The organism is Streptomyces mayteni (assembly GCF_054783955.1).
This window is the reverse complement of the sequence record NZ_BAAGPR010000005.1, coordinates 46,156-66,300: the sequence shown is the minus strand read 5'-3', so window position 1 is coordinate 66,300 and position 20,145 is coordinate 46,156. Positions and strand designations below refer to the sequence as shown.

Below are 20,145 nucleotides of genomic sequence, written 5' to 3'. Positions count from 1 at the left end.
GAAAGAGGTGGCCCCAGGATGTGGGACCCCGGAATTCCGCACGACGCCCACCAGGGCGCTTCGTGCAGACATGAGATTAACACTACCGGATCCTGCCTTCATTCCCCCTCTCGCTGATCGATTCGGGATCTCCGGCGGTCCCGGCCGATCTGCGGCGATCGCGCGCGATCGCCTGGTCGACGGCGACCCGATCCGCCGCGTGGGCGGGGTCGGGTCGCGTCACTGAGCGGCCCCGGACAGCGGCAGCACACAGGCTCCCGCGGTGTCCAGCTCGAGCCGGTTCGCCGTCCAACCGTCGCCGGCCAGACGGGAGATCTTGTCCGCGGCACCCTCCTCCACGAGGGCGAGCACGGTCGGCCCCGCGCCGGAGATGACCGCCGGCACGCCGTCGGCGCGCAGCCGGTTCACCAGGTCCATGCTCTCCGGCATCGCCGACGCCCGGTACTCCTGGTGGAGCCGGTCCTCGGTGGCCGGCAGCAGCAGCTCGGGCCGCCTGGTCAGGGCCTCCACCAGCAGCGCGGCGCGCCCCGCGTTGCTGGCCGCGTCGACGTGCGGCACGCTGCGCGGCAGCAGGCCGCGCGCCGTCTCGGTGGCCAGCGGGCTGGCGGGCACGAAGACCACCGGCACGATCCCGGGCGACGGGTCCATCCGGATGGCCCGGACCGCGCCGCCCTCGCCCCAGGCGAGGGTGAAGCCGCCGAGCAGGCAGGCCGCGACGTTGTCCGGGTGGCCCTCGATCTCGGCGGCGAGCTCGAGCAGCGCCGCGTCGTCCAGTCGGGCCTCGCCGCCGGTGGTCACCGCGCGGGCGGCGACCAGGCCGGCGCAGATGGCCGCGGAAGAGGAGCCGAGCCCGCGGCCGTGCGGGATGCGGTTGGCGCAGACGACCTCCAGGCCGCGCGGCTGGCCACCCAGCGCGTCGAAGGCGGTGCGCAGCGTGCGGATCAGCAGGTTGCGCTCGTCGCGCGGCAGGGTGTCGGCGCCCTCGCCGGCGATGTCGACGTGCAGTCCCGTGTCCGCCACCCGGACCACGACGTCGTCGTAGAGCCCGAGGGCCAGACCGAGCGCGTCGAATCCAGGGCCCAGATTTGCGCTGGTCGCCGGGGTGCGAACCCGGACGGCGGCGGCGCGGAAGGCGGGATGGGCCATCGCTCGATGACTCTCCTTGGTGAGATGTGCGGCGTGTCCCCACAGACGTGTCCACACAGGATCTGCTCGCACCGCGCCGGTGGATGGTGCTGATTGTCCGGGGCGCTGACGTCTGGTGCGAGTGGCATCCCACTGCGGAGGACGAATACCAGCCTAGCGAAGGAAGGTTCAGACGCGATACAGGGCGGGGTGGTGTCGCCGCTCACCCCGCCGACCCCGCGCGACGCCCCTGACCTCGGGCGTCGCGCGCGTTACGCGAGACCCAGGCGCTCGGCCGCCGCGTCCGCGTCGACCGGCACGGTGACCGGGCGGGGCGCGCCGGCGACGGCCCAGTCCGGGTCCTTGAGGCCGTTGCCCGTGACCGTGCAGACGATCCGCTGGCCCGGGTCGACCAGGCCCTGCTCGGCGGCCTTCAGCAGCCCGGCCACGGACGCGGCGGAGGCGGGCTCGACGAAGACGCCCTCGCCGGCGGCCAACAGCCGGTAGGCGGCGAGGATCTGACGGTCGGTCACCTCGTCGATCCGGCCGCCGGAATCGTCCCTGGCGCGCTCCGCCTGCTCCCAGGAGGCCGGGTTGCCGATCCGGATGGCGGTGGCGATGGTGGACGGGTCCTTCACCGGCTCGCCGCGCACGATCGGGGCGGAGCCCGACGCCTGGTAGCCCCACATCCGCGGGGTGTGGGTGGCGGGCCCGTCGGCCGCGTACTCGCGGTAACCCTTCCAGTACGCGCTGATGTTGCCCGCGTTGCCGACCGGCAGCACGTGGATGTCAGGGGCGTCGCCGAGCATGTCGACGATCTCGAACGCCGCCGTCTTCTGGCCCTCGATGCGCACCGGGTTGACCGAATTCACCAGCGCAACCGGGTACTTCTCCGACAGGCCGCGGGCCAGCGTCAGGCAGTCGTCGAAGTTGCCGTCGACCTGGAGGATCCGGGAGCCGTGCACCAGCGCCTGGCCCATCTTGCCGAGCGCGATCTTGCCCTGCGGGACCAGCACCGCGCAGACCATCCCGGCCCGCACCGCGTAGGCGGCGGCGGAGGCGGAGGTGTTGCCCGTGGAGGCGCAGATGACGGCCTGCGCGCCCTCCTCCTTGGCCTTGGAGATGGCCATGGTCATGCCGCGGTCCTTGAAGGAGCCGGTCGGGTTGGCGCCCTCGACCTTGAGGTGGACCTCGCAGCCCACCCGCTCGGAGACCCGCTGGGCCAGCACCAGCGGGGTGCCGCCCTCGCGCAGCGACACCACGGGCGTCGCGTCGGTCACCGGCAGCCGGTCGCGGTACTCCTCGATCACGCCGCGCCACTGGCGGCTGGTGTTGCTGACGATGCTGCTGCTCATGCGGTGGTCCTACTCCCCTTCGACGCGCATGATGCTCGCGACGCCATGCACGGTGTCCATTCTGCGCAGCGCCTCGACGGTTCCGCTCAGCGCGGCGTCGGGTGCCCGGTGGGTGACGACGACGAGCTGCGCCTCGCCGTCCTTGCCGGTCTGGCGCACGGTGTCGATCGAGACCCCGTGGTCGGCGAAGACCGTGGCGCACTGGGCGAGCACGCCCGGTTTGTCAACGACGTCGAGGCTGATGTGGTAGCGGGTGACCACCTCACCCATCGGGCTGACCGGCAGCGCCGCGTACGCCGACTCGCCAGGGCCGCGGCCGCCGCCGAGCTTGTTGCGGCAGGCCGCGACGAGGTCGCCGAGCACCGCGGAGGCGGTGGGCGCGCCGCCGGCGCCCGGGCCGTAGAACATCAGCTGGCCGGCCGCGTCGGCCTCGACGAAGACCGCGTTGTACGCCTCGCGGACCGAGGCCAGCGGGTGGCCGAGCGGGATCATCGCCGGGTGCACCCTGGCGGTCACCGAGCGTCCGTCCTCGGCGCGCTCGCAGATCGCCAGCAGCTTCACGGTGCAGCCCATCTTGCGGGCGCTGGCGATGTCGGCCGCGGTCACCTCCGTGATGCCCTCGCGGTGCACGTCGTCGAGGCGCACCCGGGTGTGGAAGGCGATGCCGGCCAGGATCGCGGCCTTGGCGGCGGCGTCGAAGCCCTCGACGTCCGCCGTCGGGTCGGCCTCGGCGTAGCCGAGCGCCGTGGCCTCCTCCAGCGCCTCGCCGTAGCCGGCGCCGCTGGACTCCATGCGGTCCAGGATGAAGTTGGTGGTGCCGTTGACGATGCCGAGCACCCGGTTGACCTTGTCGCCGGCCAGCGACTCGCGCAGCGGTCGCAGCAGCGGGATGGCGCCGGCCACCGCGGCCTCGAAGTAGAGGTCGGCGCCGTGCTCCTCGGCGGCGGCGTGCAGCGCGGGGCCGTCCTGGGCGAGCAGCGCCTTGTTGGCGGTGACGACGCTGGCGCCCGCGTCGAACGCGGCGTTGATCAGGCTCCTGGCCGGCTCGATGCCGCCGATCAGCTCCACCACCACGTCGATGTCGCCGCGGGCCACGAGCCCCGCCGCGTCGGAGGTGACCAGGTGCGGGGCGACCCCGCCGCGCGCCTTGGCCGGCCGCCGCACGGCCACCCCGGCCAGCTCGACCGGGGCGCCGATCCGGGCGGCGAGGTCGTCGGCGTGCGTCGTCATCAGGCGGGCCACCTGGGAGCCCACGACTCCGCATCCGAGCAGCGCCACCTTCAACGGCCGATCGCTCACCATTCGACCTCGCCTCTCAGCTCTCGTGTCCTGTCCAGTCTCACGCACCCGGGAAAGATCCCCGCACCCCGGTTCACTATGCGGACGCTTCTCCTCAGCCCACGTCGAGCCGCAGGAGATCCTCCTCGGTCTCCCGCCGCACGATGACGCCGGCCCGGCCGTCCGCCACGGTGACGACGGGCGGGCGCGGGGTGTGGTTGTAGTTGCTGGCCATGGACCGGCAGTAGGCGCCGGTGGCCGGCACGGCGATCAGGTCGCCAGGCCCGGTGTCGGCGGGCAGGTAGGCGTCCCTGACCACGATGTCACCGCTCTCGCAGTGCTTGCCCACCACCCGCGCCAGCATCGGCGGGGCGTCCGAGCGGCGCGACGCGAGCGCCACCGAGTACTCGGCGTCGTACAGCGCCGTCCTGATGTTGTCGGACATCCCGCCGTCCACGCTGACGTACGTCCGCAGCCCGGGCAGCGGCTTGATCGTCCCCACCCGGTAGAGGGTGAACGCGGTCGGACCGACGATCGCCCGACCCGGCTCCACCGAGATCCGCGGCGTCGTCAACCGGGCCACCTCGCACTCCCGCGAGACGATCTCCCGCAGCGCCTTGGCGATCTCCGCGGGCCCCTGCGGGTCGTCCTCCGAGGTGTAGGCGATGCCGAGGCCGCCGCCGAGGTCGATCTCCGCCAGCTCGACGCCGTGCTCGTCCCGCACCTGCGCGAGCAGCGCGACCACCCGGCGCGCCGACACCTCGAAGCCCGACATGTCGAAGATCTGCGAGCCGATGTGCGAGTGCAGCCCGAGCAGTTCGAGGCTGTCCTCGGCGAGCGCCCGACGCACCGCCTCCGCCGCCGTCCCGCCCGCCAGCGACATGCCGAACTTCTGGTCCTCGTGCGCGGTGGCGATGAACTCGTGGGTGTGCGCCTCGACGCCGACGGTGACCCGGATCTGCACGCCCTGCCGCACCCCGGCCGCCCTGGCCGCGGCAGCGACCCGCTCGATCTCCTCGAACGAGTCGACCACGATCCGGCCGACCCCGGCCTCGACGGCGCGCTCGATCTCGGCCGCCGACTTGTTGTTGCCGTGGAACGCGATCCGGCCCGCCGGCATCCCGCCGGCCAGCGCGGTGCTCAGCTCGCCGCCCGAGCAGACGTCGAGGTTGAGACCCTCCTCGGTGAGCCAGCGCACCACGGCCCGCGAGAGGAACGCCTTGCCGGCGTAGAAGACGTCGGCCTCCGCCCCGAACGCCTCCCGCCAGGCCCGGCACCTGGCCCGGAAGTCGGACTCGTCGAGGAAGTACGCGGGCGTCCCGAACTCCTCGGCCAACGCCAGGACCCCGACGCCCCCGACCCGGATCTCCCCCTCCTCGTCACGTTCGACGGTCCTGGCCCAGACCTTCTCGTCCAGCACGTTGAGGTCGGCGGGCGGCGCCGCGTAGTGGCCCTCGGGCAGCACGTCGCCGTGCCTGGGACCGGCCGGGTGGGCGGAACGACTCATGGGACTCTCTGACTTTCTGTCTCAGACATGCTCGGGTGCACTGACGCCCAACCGGGTCAGGCCGTCGACCAGCACCACCCCGGCGGCCTGGGCGAGTGCCAGCCGGGACCGGTGGACGGCCAAGGGTTTCTCGTCCCCCCACGGCAGCGCCCGCCGCATGGCCTCGCTCCCCCCGAACGCGTCCGCGACCCGCACCAACGACCGCGCCACCCGGGTCGGCTCCCCGTCCCACGGGTGCTCCCCGAGCGCGCCCACGAGGGCCCCCTCGCCGGGGACGTGCCCCGGCTCGGGCGTCAGCCCCATCCGGCCCGCCTCCCGCACGAGCCCCCTGGCCCGCGCCTGCGCGTACCGCACCCGGAACAGCGGATTCCCCTCCCGCTGCACCAGCGCGTCCCGTCCCCCCACGACGGCGACCCACCGCCCGGCGTCCCGTGCCGGATCCTCCGCCACCGCCGCGGGCCGCGCCCGCCGGAGAATCTCCCCGACCAACGCCCGGTCCTCGAGCCCCACCTCGAGGAACCCACCCCCGCCGATCCCCACGCCGCGCACCCCCGGCACGGCCCGCAGCCGCTCCCCGAGCCGCTCCGCGACCTCCCGCGCCGGCAGCCCGGCGGGGCCCGCCAGCTTCATCGCGACGCCGGTCACCCACACCCCGTCCCGCCACCGCAGGGCGGGCCGAATCCCGGCCACCCCGAACTCGCGCGCCGCCTCACGCAGCACAGACGAGATCACTTCCGGGGTCACGGCGACCAGCGTACGAGAAGCGCTCCACCGCTACGCGAGCCGTTTTGCCAGCTGGACAACCCCGGGACGGCCCTCCTCGCACAGCCGCCGCACCAGCATCACCAGCTCGGCCGGCTCGAACGGCTTCGCCACCACCCCGTCGACCCCCTCGGGCAGCTCCCGCTCACCGCCGACGCTGGCGCTGACCACCACCAGCGGAATGTGCCACGTCCGCGGATCGAGCCGCAGCCGATCCACCGTCCGCGGCCCGTCGAGCCGCGGCATCACCAGGTCCAGCGTGATCACGTCGGGCCGGAACAGGTGCGCGACCTCGAGACACTGGGCGCCGTCGCACGCGGTCATGACCTCGAACCCGTCAAGCTCGAGGTTGACCCTGATCAACTGCCGGATGACCTGGCTGTCGTCGACGACGAGGACCCGACCGCAAGCGCCTGGCACACAGCCAGAGTAAGCGCGTACCACCCTCCCCGTCCGGCCTTTCGCCAACTTCTACCCGGGAGTAGCCCCTCCCGCACCCACGTACGGAAACCACGGTGCGGACCCCCTCCCTGAGCTGGTAATGTTCTTCCCGTCGCCCCCGTAGCTCAGGGGATAGAGCAACGGCCTCCGGAGCCGTGTGCGCAGGTTCGAATCCTGCCGGGGGCACCTCGCGTTCACGAGATGCAGGTGCCAACAAGCCCCGCGACCAGCCGAGTTGGTTGGTGCGGGGCTTTGGTGTGTGCGGGACGACCGCCGTCATCGAGACCGGCCGCTGCTCTGGGGCGTCGTGGCGCGTGCCGTGTCGGAGACGATGGGGGAGGCGGCGAAGGCGCGCGAGACGCGGGTCAGCCATTCCCGCTCGTCAAGACCGTCCACCGCGCGAGCCGTGCGGGCGGACTCCGGCACTGACTTCGGCCGGTCCTCGACCGCTCCCGGGCGCGGTTGGGCGGCGAGGCCCGCGAGTGCTCCCTTCACGAGCGCTGCCTCGACGACGGCCTCCAGGTCGACCGCGGTGAGACCTCTCTCGCGGCCCATCGCTCGGGCGGCCTCGGCGACTCGCTGGTCGGTCCGGGGCCACAGGGCGAGCCGCCCGTCGTTGATCTCGGTCAGACGCCGCGTCAGCCGCACATGAGGATCCCACCAGGGGATGCGGGCGGGGAGCACGATGGTGGGCACGGCCGTCCGTAGCGCGTTCCACAGCGGGTACACGGCGCGGTAGTCGCGGTATGACTCGAGCCAGTCCCGGAGGCGCGCCAGATGTCCGCCCCAGGCGGGGATCGCGAAGCCGAGCGCGCCGAGGGTGAGTCCCACCATGGCGCAGACGACGGACGCCACCGTGTTCAGGGCGTCCCAGTTGGTGCCGAACCAGCGCGCCGCCACGGCCGTGCCACGCAGCGTGCTGACGCCGAGTCCGCAGACCGAGCCGACGGTGATCAGCCACAGCCCGCGCCTGAGCCATGGATCGCCCGCGAGCCGGGCCCAGCCCCGGCAGCCACGAATGACGCTGACCAGCGCGACGGCCTGGGCGCCCAGGTAGAGCAGGACGAACGCGGCGATGAGTGGGGTGGTCGCGTAGTACGTCTCGAAGTCGGTGCGCCGCTCGACGGGGGCGTCGCCGGCCCAGAACAGGATGACCATGGCGAGCACCACGAGGCCGTACCCCAGGATCCAGCGCCGTGCGATGGTGTTCGCGTGTGCCGCGTCGCCCGGTTCCCGCCAGTAGACGATGAGGATCCGCACCGAGGCGGCGAGAACGACCACGAGCGAGAAGGAGACGACGAAGGACACGTTGGGCACGCCGGCGAGATCATCGAGGGCACCGAGCGTCGCCGGAGCGCTGGTGGTGAGGATCGCCGCGCAGGCGAAGACCGTCGCGCACACCGCCCAGCACATCCGGTCGCGGGGGGGCTTTCGCAGGCCGGCCAGCTTGGCGGCGAAGAGGATCCACAACGGCGCCGCGCACGCCCAGTAACCGAGGCTTCGTGCCATCAGCCGGCCCGTTCCGTCATGGGAACGTCCCGTCCGGCTGGCCGCGTAACGTCCGCTCCACCCGATGCATGGCCGCGTCGGGCGGGGTCGCGTCCGTGCCGGGCCGGTCCGGCCTGGAGCGGCGGCGGGTCAGCCGGGCGATGAGCAGTGAGGCGAAGAGGTCCGCCTCCCGCTCGGCCGCGTCGTCGAAGGAACCACGCGTGGCCAGGATGCGGCCGAGCGCGGTGTCGTCGAGCAGGGTCAGCTCCCTGCCCGTCAGCGTTGGCGTGCCGGCCGAACCCAGTCGGTGTCCCTCCACGATGTGCCAGAACTCGTGGCAGGTGATGAGGAGTTGGTGCCACGGGCTGGTGTTGCGCTCGCACAGGATGTGGTCGGCGCTGCCGGTGGCGACCCACAGGCCGCTGACCGTGTGTGGGGGAAAGGCGGCCAGCGTATGGCGCACCTCACGCCCCGTCATCTCTTCCAGCCGCCGACACAGGGCGCCCATCACCTGGTCGGGCTCTGCCGGCGGCCTGATCTCCAGGCCACCGACCAGCGATGCGCAGATCCGGCGCATGGTTCTCTGGTTCACAGCGCGTAGCCCCCCGTACGGCGCCTTCGGGTCACCCGCGCCGCGCCGACCGGGGCGGACAGCTCGGGTGGCGGCTAGGGTTCGGCCGTGTCACGGGCACCGGGAGACGGCGAGGCGCCGTCGCCCCGCAGCGCGGCGTCGACGATCTGGGTGACCGCGGCCAGGGTCTCGGGGGAGAGCTCGAGGGCTCGCAGCGCGAGGTTCCTGACGTCGTGGTTCCTGATGACCCTGGCGAGCGCGATCTCGGCATCCACATGCCTAGCGGTCCCTTCGTCGAGGAAGTAGGAGGCAGGCACTCCAAAGAAGTGTGCCAGAGCCCGTAGCAACTCGGTCGAGGGATTTCTCTTCGAGCCGCGGCGCAGGGCGGAGAGATAGGCACCGCTCACCCGGACGTCGGGCGACTCCTTCTTGACCGCGACCGCCACCTCTTCGTTGGTGTATCTGGGGCCGTGCAGGCCGGCGGGCCGGATGCTGTCGAACAGCCGCTCAAGGAGGTCGGACAGCGCTGGCCGTCCCCGGGAGTTCATCACCTGATCACCATCGTTCTCGCGCGCTGGACTCGCAGTCTCAGATCACATGTCGCCGTTCAACTGAGGGTTGACAAGGCCGCCGTAGCCCAGACTAGCCTCTCCCTTAGTGATTCAACTACCAGTTGACGAGTGCGAGATGCAGTCAACCGCGCACGCCTCGTAAGGGCAAGAACACCGGGGGGAGTTCACCTTGAGGTTTGGCCTGTTAGGTCCCGTCGCCCTGTACCGGGAGACCGGGGGCTCGATCACACCCAGCGCGTTGAAGCACCGCGAGCTTCTCGCGCTGCTGATGCTCAACGCCAACCACGTCGTCGTCACCGACCATCTCATCGAGCAGCTGTGGAACGCGGCGCCACCACGGACGGCCAGGACAGCGCTCCAGGTCTACGTGTCCAGGCTGCGCGGGCACCTTACTCGGCATCAGGAGGGCCAGCGGGGCCAGGGGGCGTACCCGCGACTGGTGACGGAGTCCTCCGGATACGCCCTCGTTCTCGAGGGTGACGAGCTCGACGCCACCCAGTTCGAAGCGCTGCGGCGCCGCGCGGCCATCGCCGAGGGCGCGGGGGATCTCACGCGCGCCGCCGCGTTGCTCGGGCAGGCGCTCGAGCTGTGGCGCGGGCCCGCACTGGCCGACGTCAGGGGCTTGCCCGAGATCGCGGCCGGAGCTGAACGCCTCAACGAGGACCGGATCCTCGCCCAGGAGTACCGCATCGCCCTCGAACTGCGGCTGGACCGCCACCAGGACGCCCTGCCGCGCCTCACCGAACTCGTCACACAGCACCCACTGCGCGAAGGTCTGTACGGCCACCTGATGCTGGCCCAGTACCGCTGCGGCCGGACCGTCGAGGCGCTCGCGACCTACATGAGGATCCGCAGCCTCCTGGTGTCGGAGATCGGCCTGGAGCCCGGCGCCAACCTGCGTTCCCTCCACCAGGCGATTCTCAACCGCGACCCTGCCCTGGAGACCAGCGACGCGCTGGCCTCGTGACGACGTGCTCTCGTGAAAGGACACCGCCCATGGACAGCAACGCCTTCCGCAAGGCCCTCGAGGCGCGCGACATGACCGCCTTGGAACGCACACTCGCGCCGGACGCCACGTTCTTCAGCCCGGTCATGGTCCATCCGTACCGCGGGCGCGAGAAGCTCGTCGCGTTCCTCAGCGTCCTGTCGGAGGTCTTCGAGGACTTCCGCTACACCCACGAGCTGCGCGGCGAGGCGCTGGCCCTCGACGAGCACGCCGCCGGGCTGGTCTTCACGGCACGGGTGGGGGGGAAGCGCCTTCAGGGCATTGACCTGCTGACCTTCGACGCCGCGGGTCTGGTGACCGATCTGACCGTCATGGTGCGCCCGCTGCCGGCGGCGATGACGCTGGCCCGGGTCGTCGGGGCCCGCGTCGAGGAGGCCACCGCCCGATGACGGATCACGCGCTGCGCGCCGCCCATCGCCTGTCGCTGCTCTTCCTGCCGGCGCTGCTGCCGCAGATGCTGTGGGTGAAGCGGCGGACCCCGCGCCTGCCCGAGGCACAGGGCGTCCACGGGGAGGTCCACGGTGAGGAGCCCGGCCTACGGCTGCTCGTGGTCGGGGACTCGATGGCCGCGGGGGTGGGCGTGCCGCACCACAGTGCCGCGCTGGCCGGCCAACTCGCCAAGCGTCTGGCGGCCGGGACGGCGCGGGCCGTGGCCTGGCGCGTGGTGGCGCGCAGCGGCGCGACCGCCGAGTCCACCGCGCGGAAGCTGGCCAAGGGGTCGATCGGCGTCACCGAGACCGACGACGGGCCGCCGGACCTGGTGGTCGTCGTGGTGGGAATCAACGACCTGCTCAGGTTCCGTGGGCTCGCCGCCTGGCGGCGGGACATCGAGGCCCTGGTCGCCACGATCCGCGATCAGTTGGGCACGGACGTTCCCGTGGGATTCTCCGGCATGCCGCCGGTGCGGCGTTTCCCCGCCCTCCCGCAGCCGCTGCGCGCGGTGCTCGGCCTGCGGGCCCGCCTCATGGACCGGGTGCTGCGGGAGAGCGCCGAGGACCGCGGCGCGTTCTACGTCGCGCTGCCGGTCGAGGCGATGGCGGACCGGCCGCACGCCTTCTTCGCCACGGACCGGTTCCACCCGTCGGCGCACGGATACGCCGAGGTGGCCGCCGCGTTCCTGACACCCGTTCTCGCCTCGTTGCGACACGGCTAGGTCCTGTCGACGCCCAGGCGATCGCCGGGCCCGGTCCACCGAGGTGGACCGGGCCCGGCACCTGGCGGCCGTCGCCGGATCAGGCCTCCATGCCAAGGCCCAGCGACAGGCGGCCGGACGTCTCCAGAGGCAGTCGCCGCCGCGCCAGCCGGGCGAACCCCTGAGCGACGGCCTCATGCCCCGAGGGCGACAGGTGAATGCCGTCGGCGGCCCACATCCCCGGGTCGGACACGCCAGGTAGCGTGGTCGGGTCGAGGCAGAGAACACCGTGGCGGGCGGCGGCGCGCGCCGCCAACTCCTCGTTGAACCGCGCGACGGCGCCTTCCAGACGTGCCCGCCGTATCCGGGAGATCCGCATCTTGGACCAGCACGGCAACAGGCCGGTGGTGAGCACGAGCGCGTCCGTTCCGGTCGCCCAGGTCAGGAGTGTCTCCATCGCGCGCGACACGACCTCCGGGTCGGTGCCCCCGGTGACGTCGTTCATCCCGCAGCTGAAGGCCACGAGGCGGGGCCTCACGTCCCGCACCAGGCGCACCTGGTCGTTGACGACGTCGACGGCCAGGGCGCCTTCGACGGCCGTGTTGGCCACCCGGTCCCGAGGGATGCCCAGGTGGCGGGCGAGGCGCGCGACCCATCCGTACCATCCGCCCGCCGGGTCCGGGTCCTCGCGACCGCACACCATGGAGTCGCCCAGTGCGACCAGGAGTGGGCTCCCGACCGGAAGACGGGGAGTCGGCGGTGTCACGACGAGGCCTCCGCGGACGGTGCCGGGCCCAGCGCGCCACCGGTAAGTCGCGCGAGGTGGTCGACCAGCGCGTCGACCGTGCGGTGCTGGCGTACCTCCTCCATGTCCAGTTCCTGGTGCAGCCGGTCCTCGATGTCGCTGATGACGCTGATGGCGTAGACGGAGTCCATCCCGTACTCGGCGAGTTCCACGGCGGGGTCGATGGTCTCGGGCGACTGGTCCAGGTAGAAGGCCACGCGCTCGATCAGCCACGACCTGAACTCGTCGACCTGCGCCGCAACCGTCTTGGTGTTGTCGTCCATGTTCGTGTGTGTCTCCTCAGACATTGATTCGGTCTTTCTCGGTCTCAGGCCGGCCCAGTCGGTCGGCGCGGGGGCCCGGGCAGGCGTTCCTGCTCGTAGCGCGCTCCGTCGATCGCGCCGTCGAGGTAGAGCTGCCTCATCAGCGAACGACGGACCTTTCCGCTCGTCGTCTTCCGCACCGTTCCTGGCCGGGTCAGGAGAACGGCCCGCGGCACGACGTCGAACTCCCGGGCCAGGGCGCGCCGGATCGCCCCCGCCACCTCGGCGGTGGCGTCCGCGCGGAAGAGCGTCGGCCTGGCTTCCTGAACCACCACGACGCCCTCGCTGCCGTCGGCGAGGGCGAAGACCACGCAGGCGCAGCCCCGCAGCCGCCCGTCGCACTCCTGCACGACGTGCTCCATGTCCTGCGGGTAGAGGTTGCGCCCACCGATGACCACCATGTCCTTGAGCCTTCCGCTCACGAACAGCTCCCCGTCCAGGAGAGCCCCGAGGTCGCCGGTGCGCAGCCAACCGTCCGGCGTTCCTGGCGCGGGGCCCGGCTGGCCGAACGTCTCCTCGGACAGCGCGTCGTGGCGCCAGTAGCCACGTGACACGGAGTCGCCGCGCAACCAGATCTCGCCGACGTGACCGTCGGGCAGGACGGCGTGGCCCTCGGGATCGACGATCAGCACCTCGCACCCCTGGGGTCGTCCGCTGCTGACCAGGCGTCGGCTCGGGCCGCCGTCCCCGGCCTCAGGTGCCACCCTGGTGAGCTCCCCCTTGGCCAACGCCTCGGTGTCGACCGCGACGGTGACCGGCGTGGCGAGCCGCGGGCTTGCCGAGACCAACAGGGTGGCCTCCGCCATGCCGTAGCACGGCGAGAAGGCCGCCGGGTCGAAGCCGGCCGGGGCGAAGCGCTCGGCGAAGGCGTCGAGCGTCGCGGCGCGTATCGGCTCCGCGCCGTTGAGGACGACCGACAGGCTGGACAGGTCAAGAGCGCTGACCTGTTCGTCGGTGACGCGCCGCAGGCACAGTTCGTAGGCGAAGTTCGGAGCGACCGTGTGGGTCGCGCGGACGTCGCTGACGAGGCTCAACCAGCGGTACGGGTGACGAAGGAACTCGTTCGGCGGCATGAACACCAGGTGGCCGCCGGCATAGAGGACGGACAGGAACTGTCCGACGAGCCCCATGTCGTGGATGCCGGGGAGCCAACCCACCGCGCTCATGTCGGGTGTGCTGTCGATCACGCGGTGGATCGACTCCAGGTTGGCCAGCAGGTTCCGGTGGGAGACCATCACGCCCTTGGGCTCACTCGTCGAGCCCGAGGTGTACTGGAGGAAGGCCAGGTCGTCGGGGCCCGTGCCGGTTTCCGGGGCCCGCCAGGCGGCCGCCGTATCGTCGACCAGCGCGCCGACGTCGTGACAGGCCACCGCTGTCATGTGCTGGGCGGCCAGCCAGTCGCCGACGAACGCGCGGTGCGCCCCGTCCGTGAGAACGGTCGTGACGTCCGCGTCCCGCAGGATGCCGGCCGTCCGGTCGATGCTCGCCGGGAAGCGGTCCGGCAGCGGTGCCGGCACGGCCACGGCGCCCGCGTAGAGACAGCCGGCGAAGGCCTTGACGAAGTCGAGGCCCTCCGGGAAGAGCAGCAGCACGCGTTGCCCGGGACCGCCGTTGGCGATGAGGTGGGCGGCGACCGCGCGCGCCGCGGTGTCCAGATTCCGGTAGGTGAGCGTCTCGTTGACGGTGCCGCTCCTGGCGTTCCGCACGAAGGAGAACGCCGTTCGGCTCGACGCCGTGGAGTGCCGTTGCACGATGTCGATGAAACTCGGTGTCCTCAGCAGGTACATCCATCCCCCCACTGGCGCTTTCGCAAGGCCAGATTCGAGTGCCGCAATGCCACGGAATCACGGTATCGGCGCACCAAAAAGGGTTGGATATCGACCACTAAAGCCAGAGCTGCACGCACCATAAGAAGCCCGGGAATGGGGTTACGACGACGTCTTCGGAAACCTAGGATGCCGTGCGTCGGAATCGGGCATACGTGAAAGGAAGCTCATGACAGGCACTGAAGACTCCCCGATGACGTCGGCTCGGGCCGCCGCCATGGAGCTGGACGCCTTTCTGGGAGATCCCTGGAAGCCGGGAACACCCTTCTCGTACCGGGAGGCCGTGACATGGGAGGAGAGCGGAGAGCTGCCGCCCGGCGCGGTGGAGGCCGTACGTTCCTGGGGCTTTCAGAAGTTCCTGGTGCCGGTTTCTCTCGGCGGCCGGTTCGGCACGCTTGAGGAGCTCTTCTCCGTCACGCGCACCATTTCGCAGCGGAATCTCACCGTCGCCGTCATGTTCGGCTCGGCCCTGCTGGGCGCTAATCCGGTCTGGCTGTGGGGAACCGACGTCCAGAAGAAGATGCTGGCCCACGAGATCCTGCGTGGCCGGCTCACCTGTTTCGGCGTCTCCGAGGCCGACCACGGAAGCGACGTGCTCGCCAACGAGACGACGGCCAGGCGCGATGACGACCAGCTGGTGCTCTCGGGCACCAAGTGGCCAGTGGGGAACGCGACCCGGGCACGCTTCGTCACCACCTTCGCGCGCATGGGCGATGAGCGAAAGTTCTCGCTTCTACTGGTCGACAAGGAGCAGCTGGCGCCGGGCTCCTGGTCAAACCTCCCGTTCGTGAAGACCGTCGGCCTGCGCGGCCACGATCTCAGCGGCATCGTCTATGACGGGGCCAGGCTGCCCGCCTCGTCGATCATCGGACGTGAGGGAATCGGCCTGGTCCAGACGTTGAAGGCACTTCAGATCACGCGGACCGCGATCGCCGCGCTCTCGGTCGGCACGATGGACGCCACCATCCGCATCGCCCTGAGGTACGCGCACGAACGGCGGCTGTACGGGCAGCCCGTCTACGCCCTGCCCATCATCCGGGACCACGTGCTCAAGGCCCACGTCGACCTGCTGATCGGGGAGTGCGTGGCCATCCCGGTCGCGCGGTCGCTCGGCGTCGCCCCCGGACGGCTGAGCCTGTGGTCCTCGGTCGTGAAGTATTTCGTGCCCGTGGTGGCGGAGGAGGTCGTCGCCAGCATGGCCACGGTCCTCGGCGCCCGCGGCTACCTCAGGGAGGGAGTGGCCGAGGGGGTCTTCCAGAAGCTCCAGCGGGATCACGCCATCGCCAGCATCTTCGAGGGCACCACCCACGTGAACCTGCACGTCGTCGCCGACCAGCTTCCGCATGTGCTGAAGCGGGCCTCCCGGCCTGTCGCGCCGGAGGCCGCGGCCGAGCGGCGCCGGCTGCTGGAGGTGGTCTTCGGCATGACGCGGGACGCGCCCACGTGGGATCCCCAGGGCTCGCTGCTCCAACTCACCAACGGCGGCCACGACGAGATCACGGGGAGCTGGGAGGAGATCGAGCGGCGGCTGAGCGACCTCACCGCCGAACCGGGCCCCGTCGCCGTCCCCACCGAACTGACGGATCTCCTCTCGGAGTTCCGGGAGCGCCGCGGGCGAAGCCACTCCCGCGTCACCAGCGCGGCGGAGTGGGACAGCAATTCCACTCTCGCGCAGTCGGCGGCCAGGGAACACGCGGTCTTCCATGCCGCCGCCTCCTGCCTGCTGACGTGGCTGGTCAACCGGACCGAGCTGGGCGGCGAGTTCGCGAGCGGCCACTGGCTGGTGCTCTGTCTGGAACGGCTCCTCCAGCGACTCGATCCCTCGTGGCAACTCTCCGAGCACCATCTGGTGCGGTTCGAACGGGTGGTCCTCGGCGCGCTGAAGCGGGACGAGCCGTTCTCCGTCATGGCGCTCGGCGGGGGCGCGCCGCGGCGGCTCGGGTCAGCAGGCGGCGCCGAGGAGCAGGGTGTCAAGGCTCCTGGCGAGGCCGACGCGGCCGGGGAGTGCGCGGATGGCGACGAGGGTGCCGGCGACGTAGGGCGCGGGTGAGGAGCCGGCGTCGTGGCGGATGGTCAGGCGCTCGTCGGGCAGGCCGAACACTACTTCCGTGGACACCACGAAGCTCGGCACGCGCGGCGAGTGGACCTGGACCCGGCCGATGGTGGCGCCGCGGGCCTCGGGTGGCCGTCCGGCGGGGGGTGTCCCGGCCCGGGCGGCGCCTCAGGCGCGGAGTGCCGCGGCGGCGTCCAGTTGGTCGATGCCGAAGACGACCGTGCCGACCGGAGCGCCGCCGGCGGCCGCGTGGACGCGGGCCGCGGCGTCGGCGCCGAAGCCTCCGTAGAGTTCGATCAGCCCTACCGCCTCCTGCGCGGCGACCCGTTCGGCGGCCTCGATGTCGGGTACCGCCACCGTCGTGAACCGGGCCCCGCCGCCGTGGTCCTTGACGACCCGGTCCCGTTCGGGGTCGGCGCCCGGCACCAGTACCAGGAAGAGCTCCGACTGGACCTCGCCGGCCAACCAGGCGAGGTGGAAGCGGGAGATGGCGGCCAGCGACTCGCCGGCGTAGCCGATCGCGCCGACCGGGGCCCGGTCGCCGACCTCGGCGATCACCTTCGCGGTGCGGGTCGGTCCGAAGCCGCCGCACAACTCGACCAGCCCGGCGCCCTCGTCGACCAGCCCGGCCACCACCGGCCCCGCCGTGTCCTCGTCAGGCACCGCGACGAGCGTCACCCGGTGCCCACCGCCCTCGAACACGATGCGGTCCTTCCCGGGGTCGGCGTCCGGCTGCGGGTAGATCACGACCGACTGCGACATGGCGTTCGCTCCTCGGAGTTCGGGTGGGTTCGGGTCGTTCCGAACACCAACGACGCTACGGGGGGCCGATGATGGTCGGCTGACGGTCTGCTTACGATCGCCGCATGCGATTCGGCGTGCTGGGGCCGCTGACCGTCCGGACCGACCCGGGGCGGGAAGTCGCCGTGCCGGGCGCCAAGGTGCGCGCCCTGCTGGTCGACCTGCTGGTCCACCACGGGCGTGCGGTGCCGGCGGAGACCCTGATCGAGGACCTCTGGGACGGCGCGCCACCGGCGCGGGCACTCGGCGCGCTCCAGTCGAAGGTGGCGCAGCTGAGACGCGTCCTCGAGGAGGCCGAGCCCGGTGCCCGCGCGCTGGTGGAGACCGCGCCGCACGGCTATCGCCTGCGGGCCGAGCCGTCCCGGGTCGACGCGGCGGCCTTCGGGGCGCTCGTCGCCGACGCGCGTTACGAGGAGGCCCTCGCCCTGTGGCGCGGCCCCGCGTTCGCCGGGTACGCCGAGGCGCCCTTCGCGCGGGCCGCGGCGGAACGCCTCGAGCAGCAGCGCGTCACGGCGTTCGAGGGACTCGCGGAGCAGCGTTTCGAACGCGGTGAGCACCGGGCGCTGGCCGACGAGCTCCAGGCGATGCTGGACGCCCACCCGCTGCGCGAACGCCTGCACGCCGTCCGGATCCGCGCGCTCTACCGGGACGGGCGGCAGGCCGAGGCGTTGGCGGCCTACCGCGAGATCAGGGACCTGCTGGCCGAGGAGCTTGGCGTGGACCCGGGCCCCGAGCTGGCCGCGCTCCACCAGGCCGTCCTCCGTCAGGACCCGGCGCTGGCCGCGCCGGAGCCGCCGTCCTCCAACCTGCCCGTGCCGCTCAACGCGCTCGTCGGGCGGGACGAGGAGGTCGCCGAGGTCCGGGCGCTGCTCCGCGGGCACCGGCTGGTCACGCTGACCGGTTCGGCCGGCGTGGGCAAGACCCGGCTGGCCCTGGAGGTCGCGGCCGCCGCCGAGGAGAGCGCGTGGCTGGTCGAGTTGGCCGGCGTCGACGCCGTCGGGGCGAGGGAGGACGCCGCCGTTCTGGCGGAACGGATCGCCACCACCCTCGGGGTGCGCGGCACGCTGGCCCAAGCCCTGCGTGACCGCCGGCTGTTGCTGGTCCTGGACACCGTCGAGCACCTGGCCGCGCCGGCGGCCAGGCTGGTCGTGGCGCTGTTGGGGAGCGTGCCGGGGCTGCGGATCCTGGCGACCGGGCGGCAGCCGCTCGAGGTGCCGGGCGAGCGGCTGTGGTCGGTGCCGGCGCTCGGGAGTGACGCGGCGGTGCGGCTCTTCAGGGAGCGGGTGTCGGACTCGGTGCCCGGCTTCGCCGCCGACGCGGCGGAGATCGCGGCGGTGTGCCGCAGGCTGGACGGGCTGCCGCTGGCGATCGAGCTGGCCGCCGCCCGGGTCCGGACGCTCGGCCTGCGTGAGGTGGCGGCCCGGCTCGACGACCGCTTCCACCTGCTGGGATCGGGCGCCCGCACGCTGCGCGCCGCGTTCGACTGGAGCTGGGACCTGCTGGACGGCCGCGAACGCGCCGTGCTGCGCCGCGTCTCGGTCTGCGCCGGCGGGTTCGATCTGGCCGCGGCGGAGGCCGTCGCCGTCGGCCCGGGGGTGGCGGCTGGTGAGATCGCGGGGACGGTGGCCGCCCTGGCCGACCGTTCCCTCCTCACTCCCCTCGCGGACGACGGAACGTCGCGCCGTTTCCGGCTGTTGGAGAGCGTCGCGGCGTACGCGCGCGAGCGGCTGGTCGAGGCGGGCGAGGCCGACGCGTGCGCGCGGCGCCACGCACGGCACTTCGCGGGGCTGGCGCGGGAGGGCGACCTGCGGCTGCGCGGCCCCGCGCAGCGGGAGTGGCTGCGCCGGCTCGACGCCGAGACCGCGAATCTGCGTGCCGCGCTCGACTGGGCTCTGGAGCGGGGTGAAGGGGACCTCGCGCTGCGGCAGTGCGGGGCGCTCGGCTGGTACTGGTTCCTGCGCGGCCGCTACCGCGAGGCGCACCGGTCCCTCGGCCTGGCTCTCGCCACCGAGGACCAGGCGGAGGACGGGGCGCGGTCGGACGCCCTGGTGTGGCGCGCCGCCCTGGAGGCGTGGGAGCGGATGCCGGTCGAGCCGGCGGAGCTCCCCGACGACCTGTCTCCCTGTCAGCGGTGGCTCCTGGGCTTCGCCCGTTCCGACGGCGGTGATCCCCCCGCCGCCATCGGCCTGGTGCGCGGCGCGCTGGAGCGGTTCCGGCGGCTCGGCGACCGCTGGGGCACGGCGGCGGCGCTCAGCGTGCTCGGCTGGGAGTCGCTGCGGCTCGGAGACCAGGAGGCCGCGCGCCGCGAGGCCGAGGAGGCGCTGGCGCTCTTCCGCGAGGTGGGCGACCGCTGGGGCGAGTCGCGCGCCCTCCAACTCCTCGGCGTGCTCGCGGAGGTGCGCGGGGAGTACGGTCACGCGGCCCGACTGCACGGCGCGGGCCTGGCGGCGGCCGAGGAGCTTCAACTCTGGCCCGTCGTGGTGGAGGAGATCTCGCAGCTCGGCAGGATCGCGGCGCTCGCCCGGGACTTCGGGCGCGCGGACGCCCTCTACGCCCGCGCGTTGCGGGTGGCGCGCGAACGCTCGTTCCACCACGGGGTCATCCACGCGCGCGTCGGTCTCGGCGCCTCGGCACGCAGACAGGGCCGACTCGACGCCGCCGAGGAACAGTTGCGCGAGGCCGAGCGGGCGCACCGGGCGGACGGCTACCGTTCGGGCCTCGCCTACGTGCTGGCGGAGCTGGGCTTCGTCGCGGAGCTGCGCGGTGACGCGGCCCGAGCCCGCGCGTACCACGAGGAGGCCCTGGCGCTGGCGCGCGACGCGGAAGACCGGCGGACGGTAGCGCTGGCGACCGAGGGGCTGGCGGGTGCGGCGTCCCTGGCCGGAGCCGCCGACGAGGCCGCGCGCCTGCTTCGGGAGGCGTCCGCCATCAGGGCGCTGCCGCCCGCCGAGCGCGCCGACGTCGAGCGGATCGCCGCGCGCATCGCCGCGAGCCGGCGGTAGGTGGCGCCCGTGTCGGGGACACGTCGGCGATGACGGGTCCTGACGAACGGGCGGGGCCCCGAGCGCGATGACGCACATGGCGACCGGTCAGGTCCCGGATCCACCGCCAGGTCGAGGAG

General features: G+C 72.5%; 18 protein-coding genes, 1 tRNA gene and 1 pseudogene. 6 read left to right on the top strand and 14 right to left on the bottom strand.

Annotated features, from left to right (window positions below):
• Window positions 1-219 precede the first annotated feature (219 nt).
• The 6 genes from thrB to ACYVPE_RS03855 all read right to left on the bottom strand — a co-directional run bounded on the left by thrB (window position 220) and on the right by ACYVPE_RS03855 (window position 6,447).
• Complete coding sequence (gene thrB, locus ACYVPE_RS03880; RefSeq protein WP_461031945.1) at window positions 220-1,146, bottom strand: homoserine kinase; 927 nt, start codon at window positions 1,144-1,146, stop codon at window positions 220-222.
• Window positions 1,147-1,397: 251 nt separating this feature from the next.
• On the bottom strand, window positions 1,398-2,480 hold the full coding sequence (gene thrC, locus ACYVPE_RS03875; RefSeq protein ID WP_461031944.1) for a threonine synthase: 1,083 nt from the start codon (window positions 2,478-2,480) through the stop codon (window positions 1,398-1,400).
• Window positions 2,481-2,489: 9 nt separating this feature from the next.
• Entirely contained in the window at window positions 2,490-3,782 is a 1,293-nt protein-coding gene (locus ACYVPE_RS03870; RefSeq protein ID WP_461031943.1) for a homoserine dehydrogenase, read from the bottom strand.
• 91 nt (window positions 3,783-3,873) lie between these two features.
• The gene (gene lysA / locus ACYVPE_RS03865) at window positions 3,874-5,265 is read right to left on the bottom strand and encodes a diaminopimelate decarboxylase (protein ID WP_461031942.1); all 1,392 of its coding nucleotides are present in this window, start codon (window positions 5,263-5,265) and stop codon (window positions 3,874-3,876) included.
• 21 nt (window positions 5,266-5,286) lie between these two features.
• Window positions 5,287-6,009 (bottom strand): hypothetical protein, encoded by a 723-nt coding sequence (locus tag ACYVPE_RS03860; protein WP_461031941.1) that lies wholly within the window; start codon window positions 6,007-6,009, stop codon window positions 5,287-5,289.
• 30 nt (window positions 6,010-6,039) lie between these two features.
• Window positions 6,040-6,447, bottom strand: coding sequence for a response regulator (locus ACYVPE_RS03855; protein WP_461031940.1), 408 nt, complete (start codon window positions 6,445-6,447; stop codon window positions 6,040-6,042).
• Between the two features lie 135 nt (window positions 6,448-6,582).
• On the opposite strand from ACYVPE_RS03855, the gene ACYVPE_RS03850 reads away from it, so the two are divergent.
• Window positions 6,583-6,654: transfer RNA gene (locus ACYVPE_RS03850), tRNA-Arg, on the top strand.
• Window positions 6,655-6,744: 90 nt separating this feature from the next.
• Here the strand turns inward: ACYVPE_RS03850 and ACYVPE_RS03845 are convergent.
• The 3 genes from ACYVPE_RS03845 to ACYVPE_RS03835 all read right to left on the bottom strand — a co-directional run bounded on the left by ACYVPE_RS03845 (window position 6,745) and on the right by ACYVPE_RS03835 (window position 9,075).
• The gene (locus tag ACYVPE_RS03845) at window positions 6,745-7,977 is read right to left on the bottom strand and encodes an MAB_1171c family putative transporter (RefSeq protein WP_461031939.1); all 1,233 of its coding nucleotides are present in this window, start codon (window positions 7,975-7,977) and stop codon (window positions 6,745-6,747) included.
• Window positions 7,978-7,993: 16 nt separating this feature from the next.
• The gene (locus ACYVPE_RS03840; protein ID WP_461031938.1) at window positions 7,994-8,548 is read right to left on the bottom strand and encodes a toxin-antitoxin system, toxin component; all 555 of its coding nucleotides are present in this window, start codon (window positions 8,546-8,548) and stop codon (window positions 7,994-7,996) included.
• A 74-nt stretch (window positions 8,549-8,622) separates the two neighbouring features.
• The gene (locus ACYVPE_RS03835; RefSeq protein ID WP_461031937.1) at window positions 8,623-9,075 is read right to left on the bottom strand and encodes a helix-turn-helix domain-containing protein; all 453 of its coding nucleotides are present in this window, start codon (window positions 9,073-9,075) and stop codon (window positions 8,623-8,625) included.
• A 193-nt stretch (window positions 9,076-9,268) separates the two neighbouring features.
• Here ACYVPE_RS03835 and ACYVPE_RS03830 point away from each other — a divergent pair, with 193 nt between their 5' ends.
• The 3 genes from ACYVPE_RS03830 to ACYVPE_RS03820 are packed head-to-tail and all read left to right on the top strand — an operon-like array spanning window position 9,269 to window position 11,258.
• Window positions 9,269-10,066: an AfsR/SARP family transcriptional regulator gene (locus tag ACYVPE_RS03830; protein WP_461031936.1), complete on the top strand. Its 798-nt coding sequence runs from the start codon at window positions 9,269-9,271 to the stop codon at window positions 10,064-10,066.
• Window positions 10,067-10,095: 29 nt separating this feature from the next.
• Window positions 10,096-10,494, top strand: coding sequence for a nuclear transport factor 2 family protein (locus ACYVPE_RS03825; RefSeq protein ID WP_461031935.1), 399 nt, complete (start codon window positions 10,096-10,098; stop codon window positions 10,492-10,494).
• Window positions 10,491-11,258 (top strand): SGNH/GDSL hydrolase family protein, encoded by a 768-nt coding sequence (locus tag ACYVPE_RS03820; RefSeq protein WP_461031934.1) that lies wholly within the window; start codon window positions 10,491-10,493, stop codon window positions 11,256-11,258. Before ACYVPE_RS03825 ends, ACYVPE_RS03820 begins: the two co-directional genes overlap by 4 nt.
• 79 nt (window positions 11,259-11,337) lie before the next feature.
• On the opposite strand, the gene ACYVPE_RS03815 is transcribed toward ACYVPE_RS03820, so the two are convergent.
• From ACYVPE_RS03815 to ACYVPE_RS03805, 3 genes are read right to left on the bottom strand one after another with little or no spacing between them, the layout of a single operon-like run.
• A complete protein-coding gene (locus ACYVPE_RS03815) occupies window positions 11,338-12,003 on the bottom strand; it encodes a GDSL-type esterase/lipase family protein (protein WP_461031933.1) in 666 nt (221 codons plus the stop codon).
• Complete coding sequence (locus ACYVPE_RS03810; protein ID WP_461031932.1) at window positions 12,000-12,305, bottom strand: acyl carrier protein; 306 nt, start codon at window positions 12,303-12,305, stop codon at window positions 12,000-12,002. The genes ACYVPE_RS03815 and ACYVPE_RS03810 overlap by 4 nt, the downstream gene beginning before the upstream one ends.
• A gap of 44 nt (window positions 12,306-12,349) precedes the next feature.
• Window positions 12,350-14,131, bottom strand: a complete 1,782-nt coding sequence (locus ACYVPE_RS03805) for a fatty acyl-AMP ligase (RefSeq protein WP_461031931.1) — start codon at window positions 14,129-14,131, stop codon at window positions 12,350-12,352.
• A gap of 208 nt (window positions 14,132-14,339) precedes the next feature.
• On the opposite strand from ACYVPE_RS03805, the gene ACYVPE_RS03800 reads away from it, so the two are divergent.
• Window positions 14,340-16,220: an acyl-CoA dehydrogenase family protein gene (locus ACYVPE_RS03800; protein WP_461031930.1), complete on the top strand. Its 1,881-nt coding sequence runs from the start codon at window positions 14,340-14,342 to the stop codon at window positions 16,218-16,220.
• 3 nt (window positions 16,221-16,223) lie between these two features.
• On the opposite strand, the pseudogene ACYVPE_RS03795 reads toward ACYVPE_RS03800, so the two are convergent.
• Window positions 16,224-16,286, bottom strand: a pseudogene (locus ACYVPE_RS03795) (hypothetical protein); the annotation flags it as partial.
• 105 nt (window positions 16,287-16,391) lie between these two features.
• Window positions 16,392-16,985, bottom strand: coding sequence for a DUF6506 family protein (locus tag ACYVPE_RS03790; protein ID WP_461031929.1), 594 nt, complete (start codon window positions 16,983-16,985; stop codon window positions 16,392-16,394).
• A gap of 104 nt (window positions 16,986-17,089) precedes the next feature.
• Here ACYVPE_RS03790 and ACYVPE_RS03785 point away from each other — a divergent pair, with 104 nt between their 5' ends.
• Window positions 17,090-20,026 (top strand): BTAD domain-containing putative transcriptional regulator, encoded by a 2,937-nt coding sequence (locus ACYVPE_RS03785; RefSeq protein WP_461031928.1) that lies wholly within the window; start codon window positions 17,090-17,092, stop codon window positions 20,024-20,026.
• The last annotated feature ends 119 nt before the right edge of the window (window positions 20,027-20,145 follow it).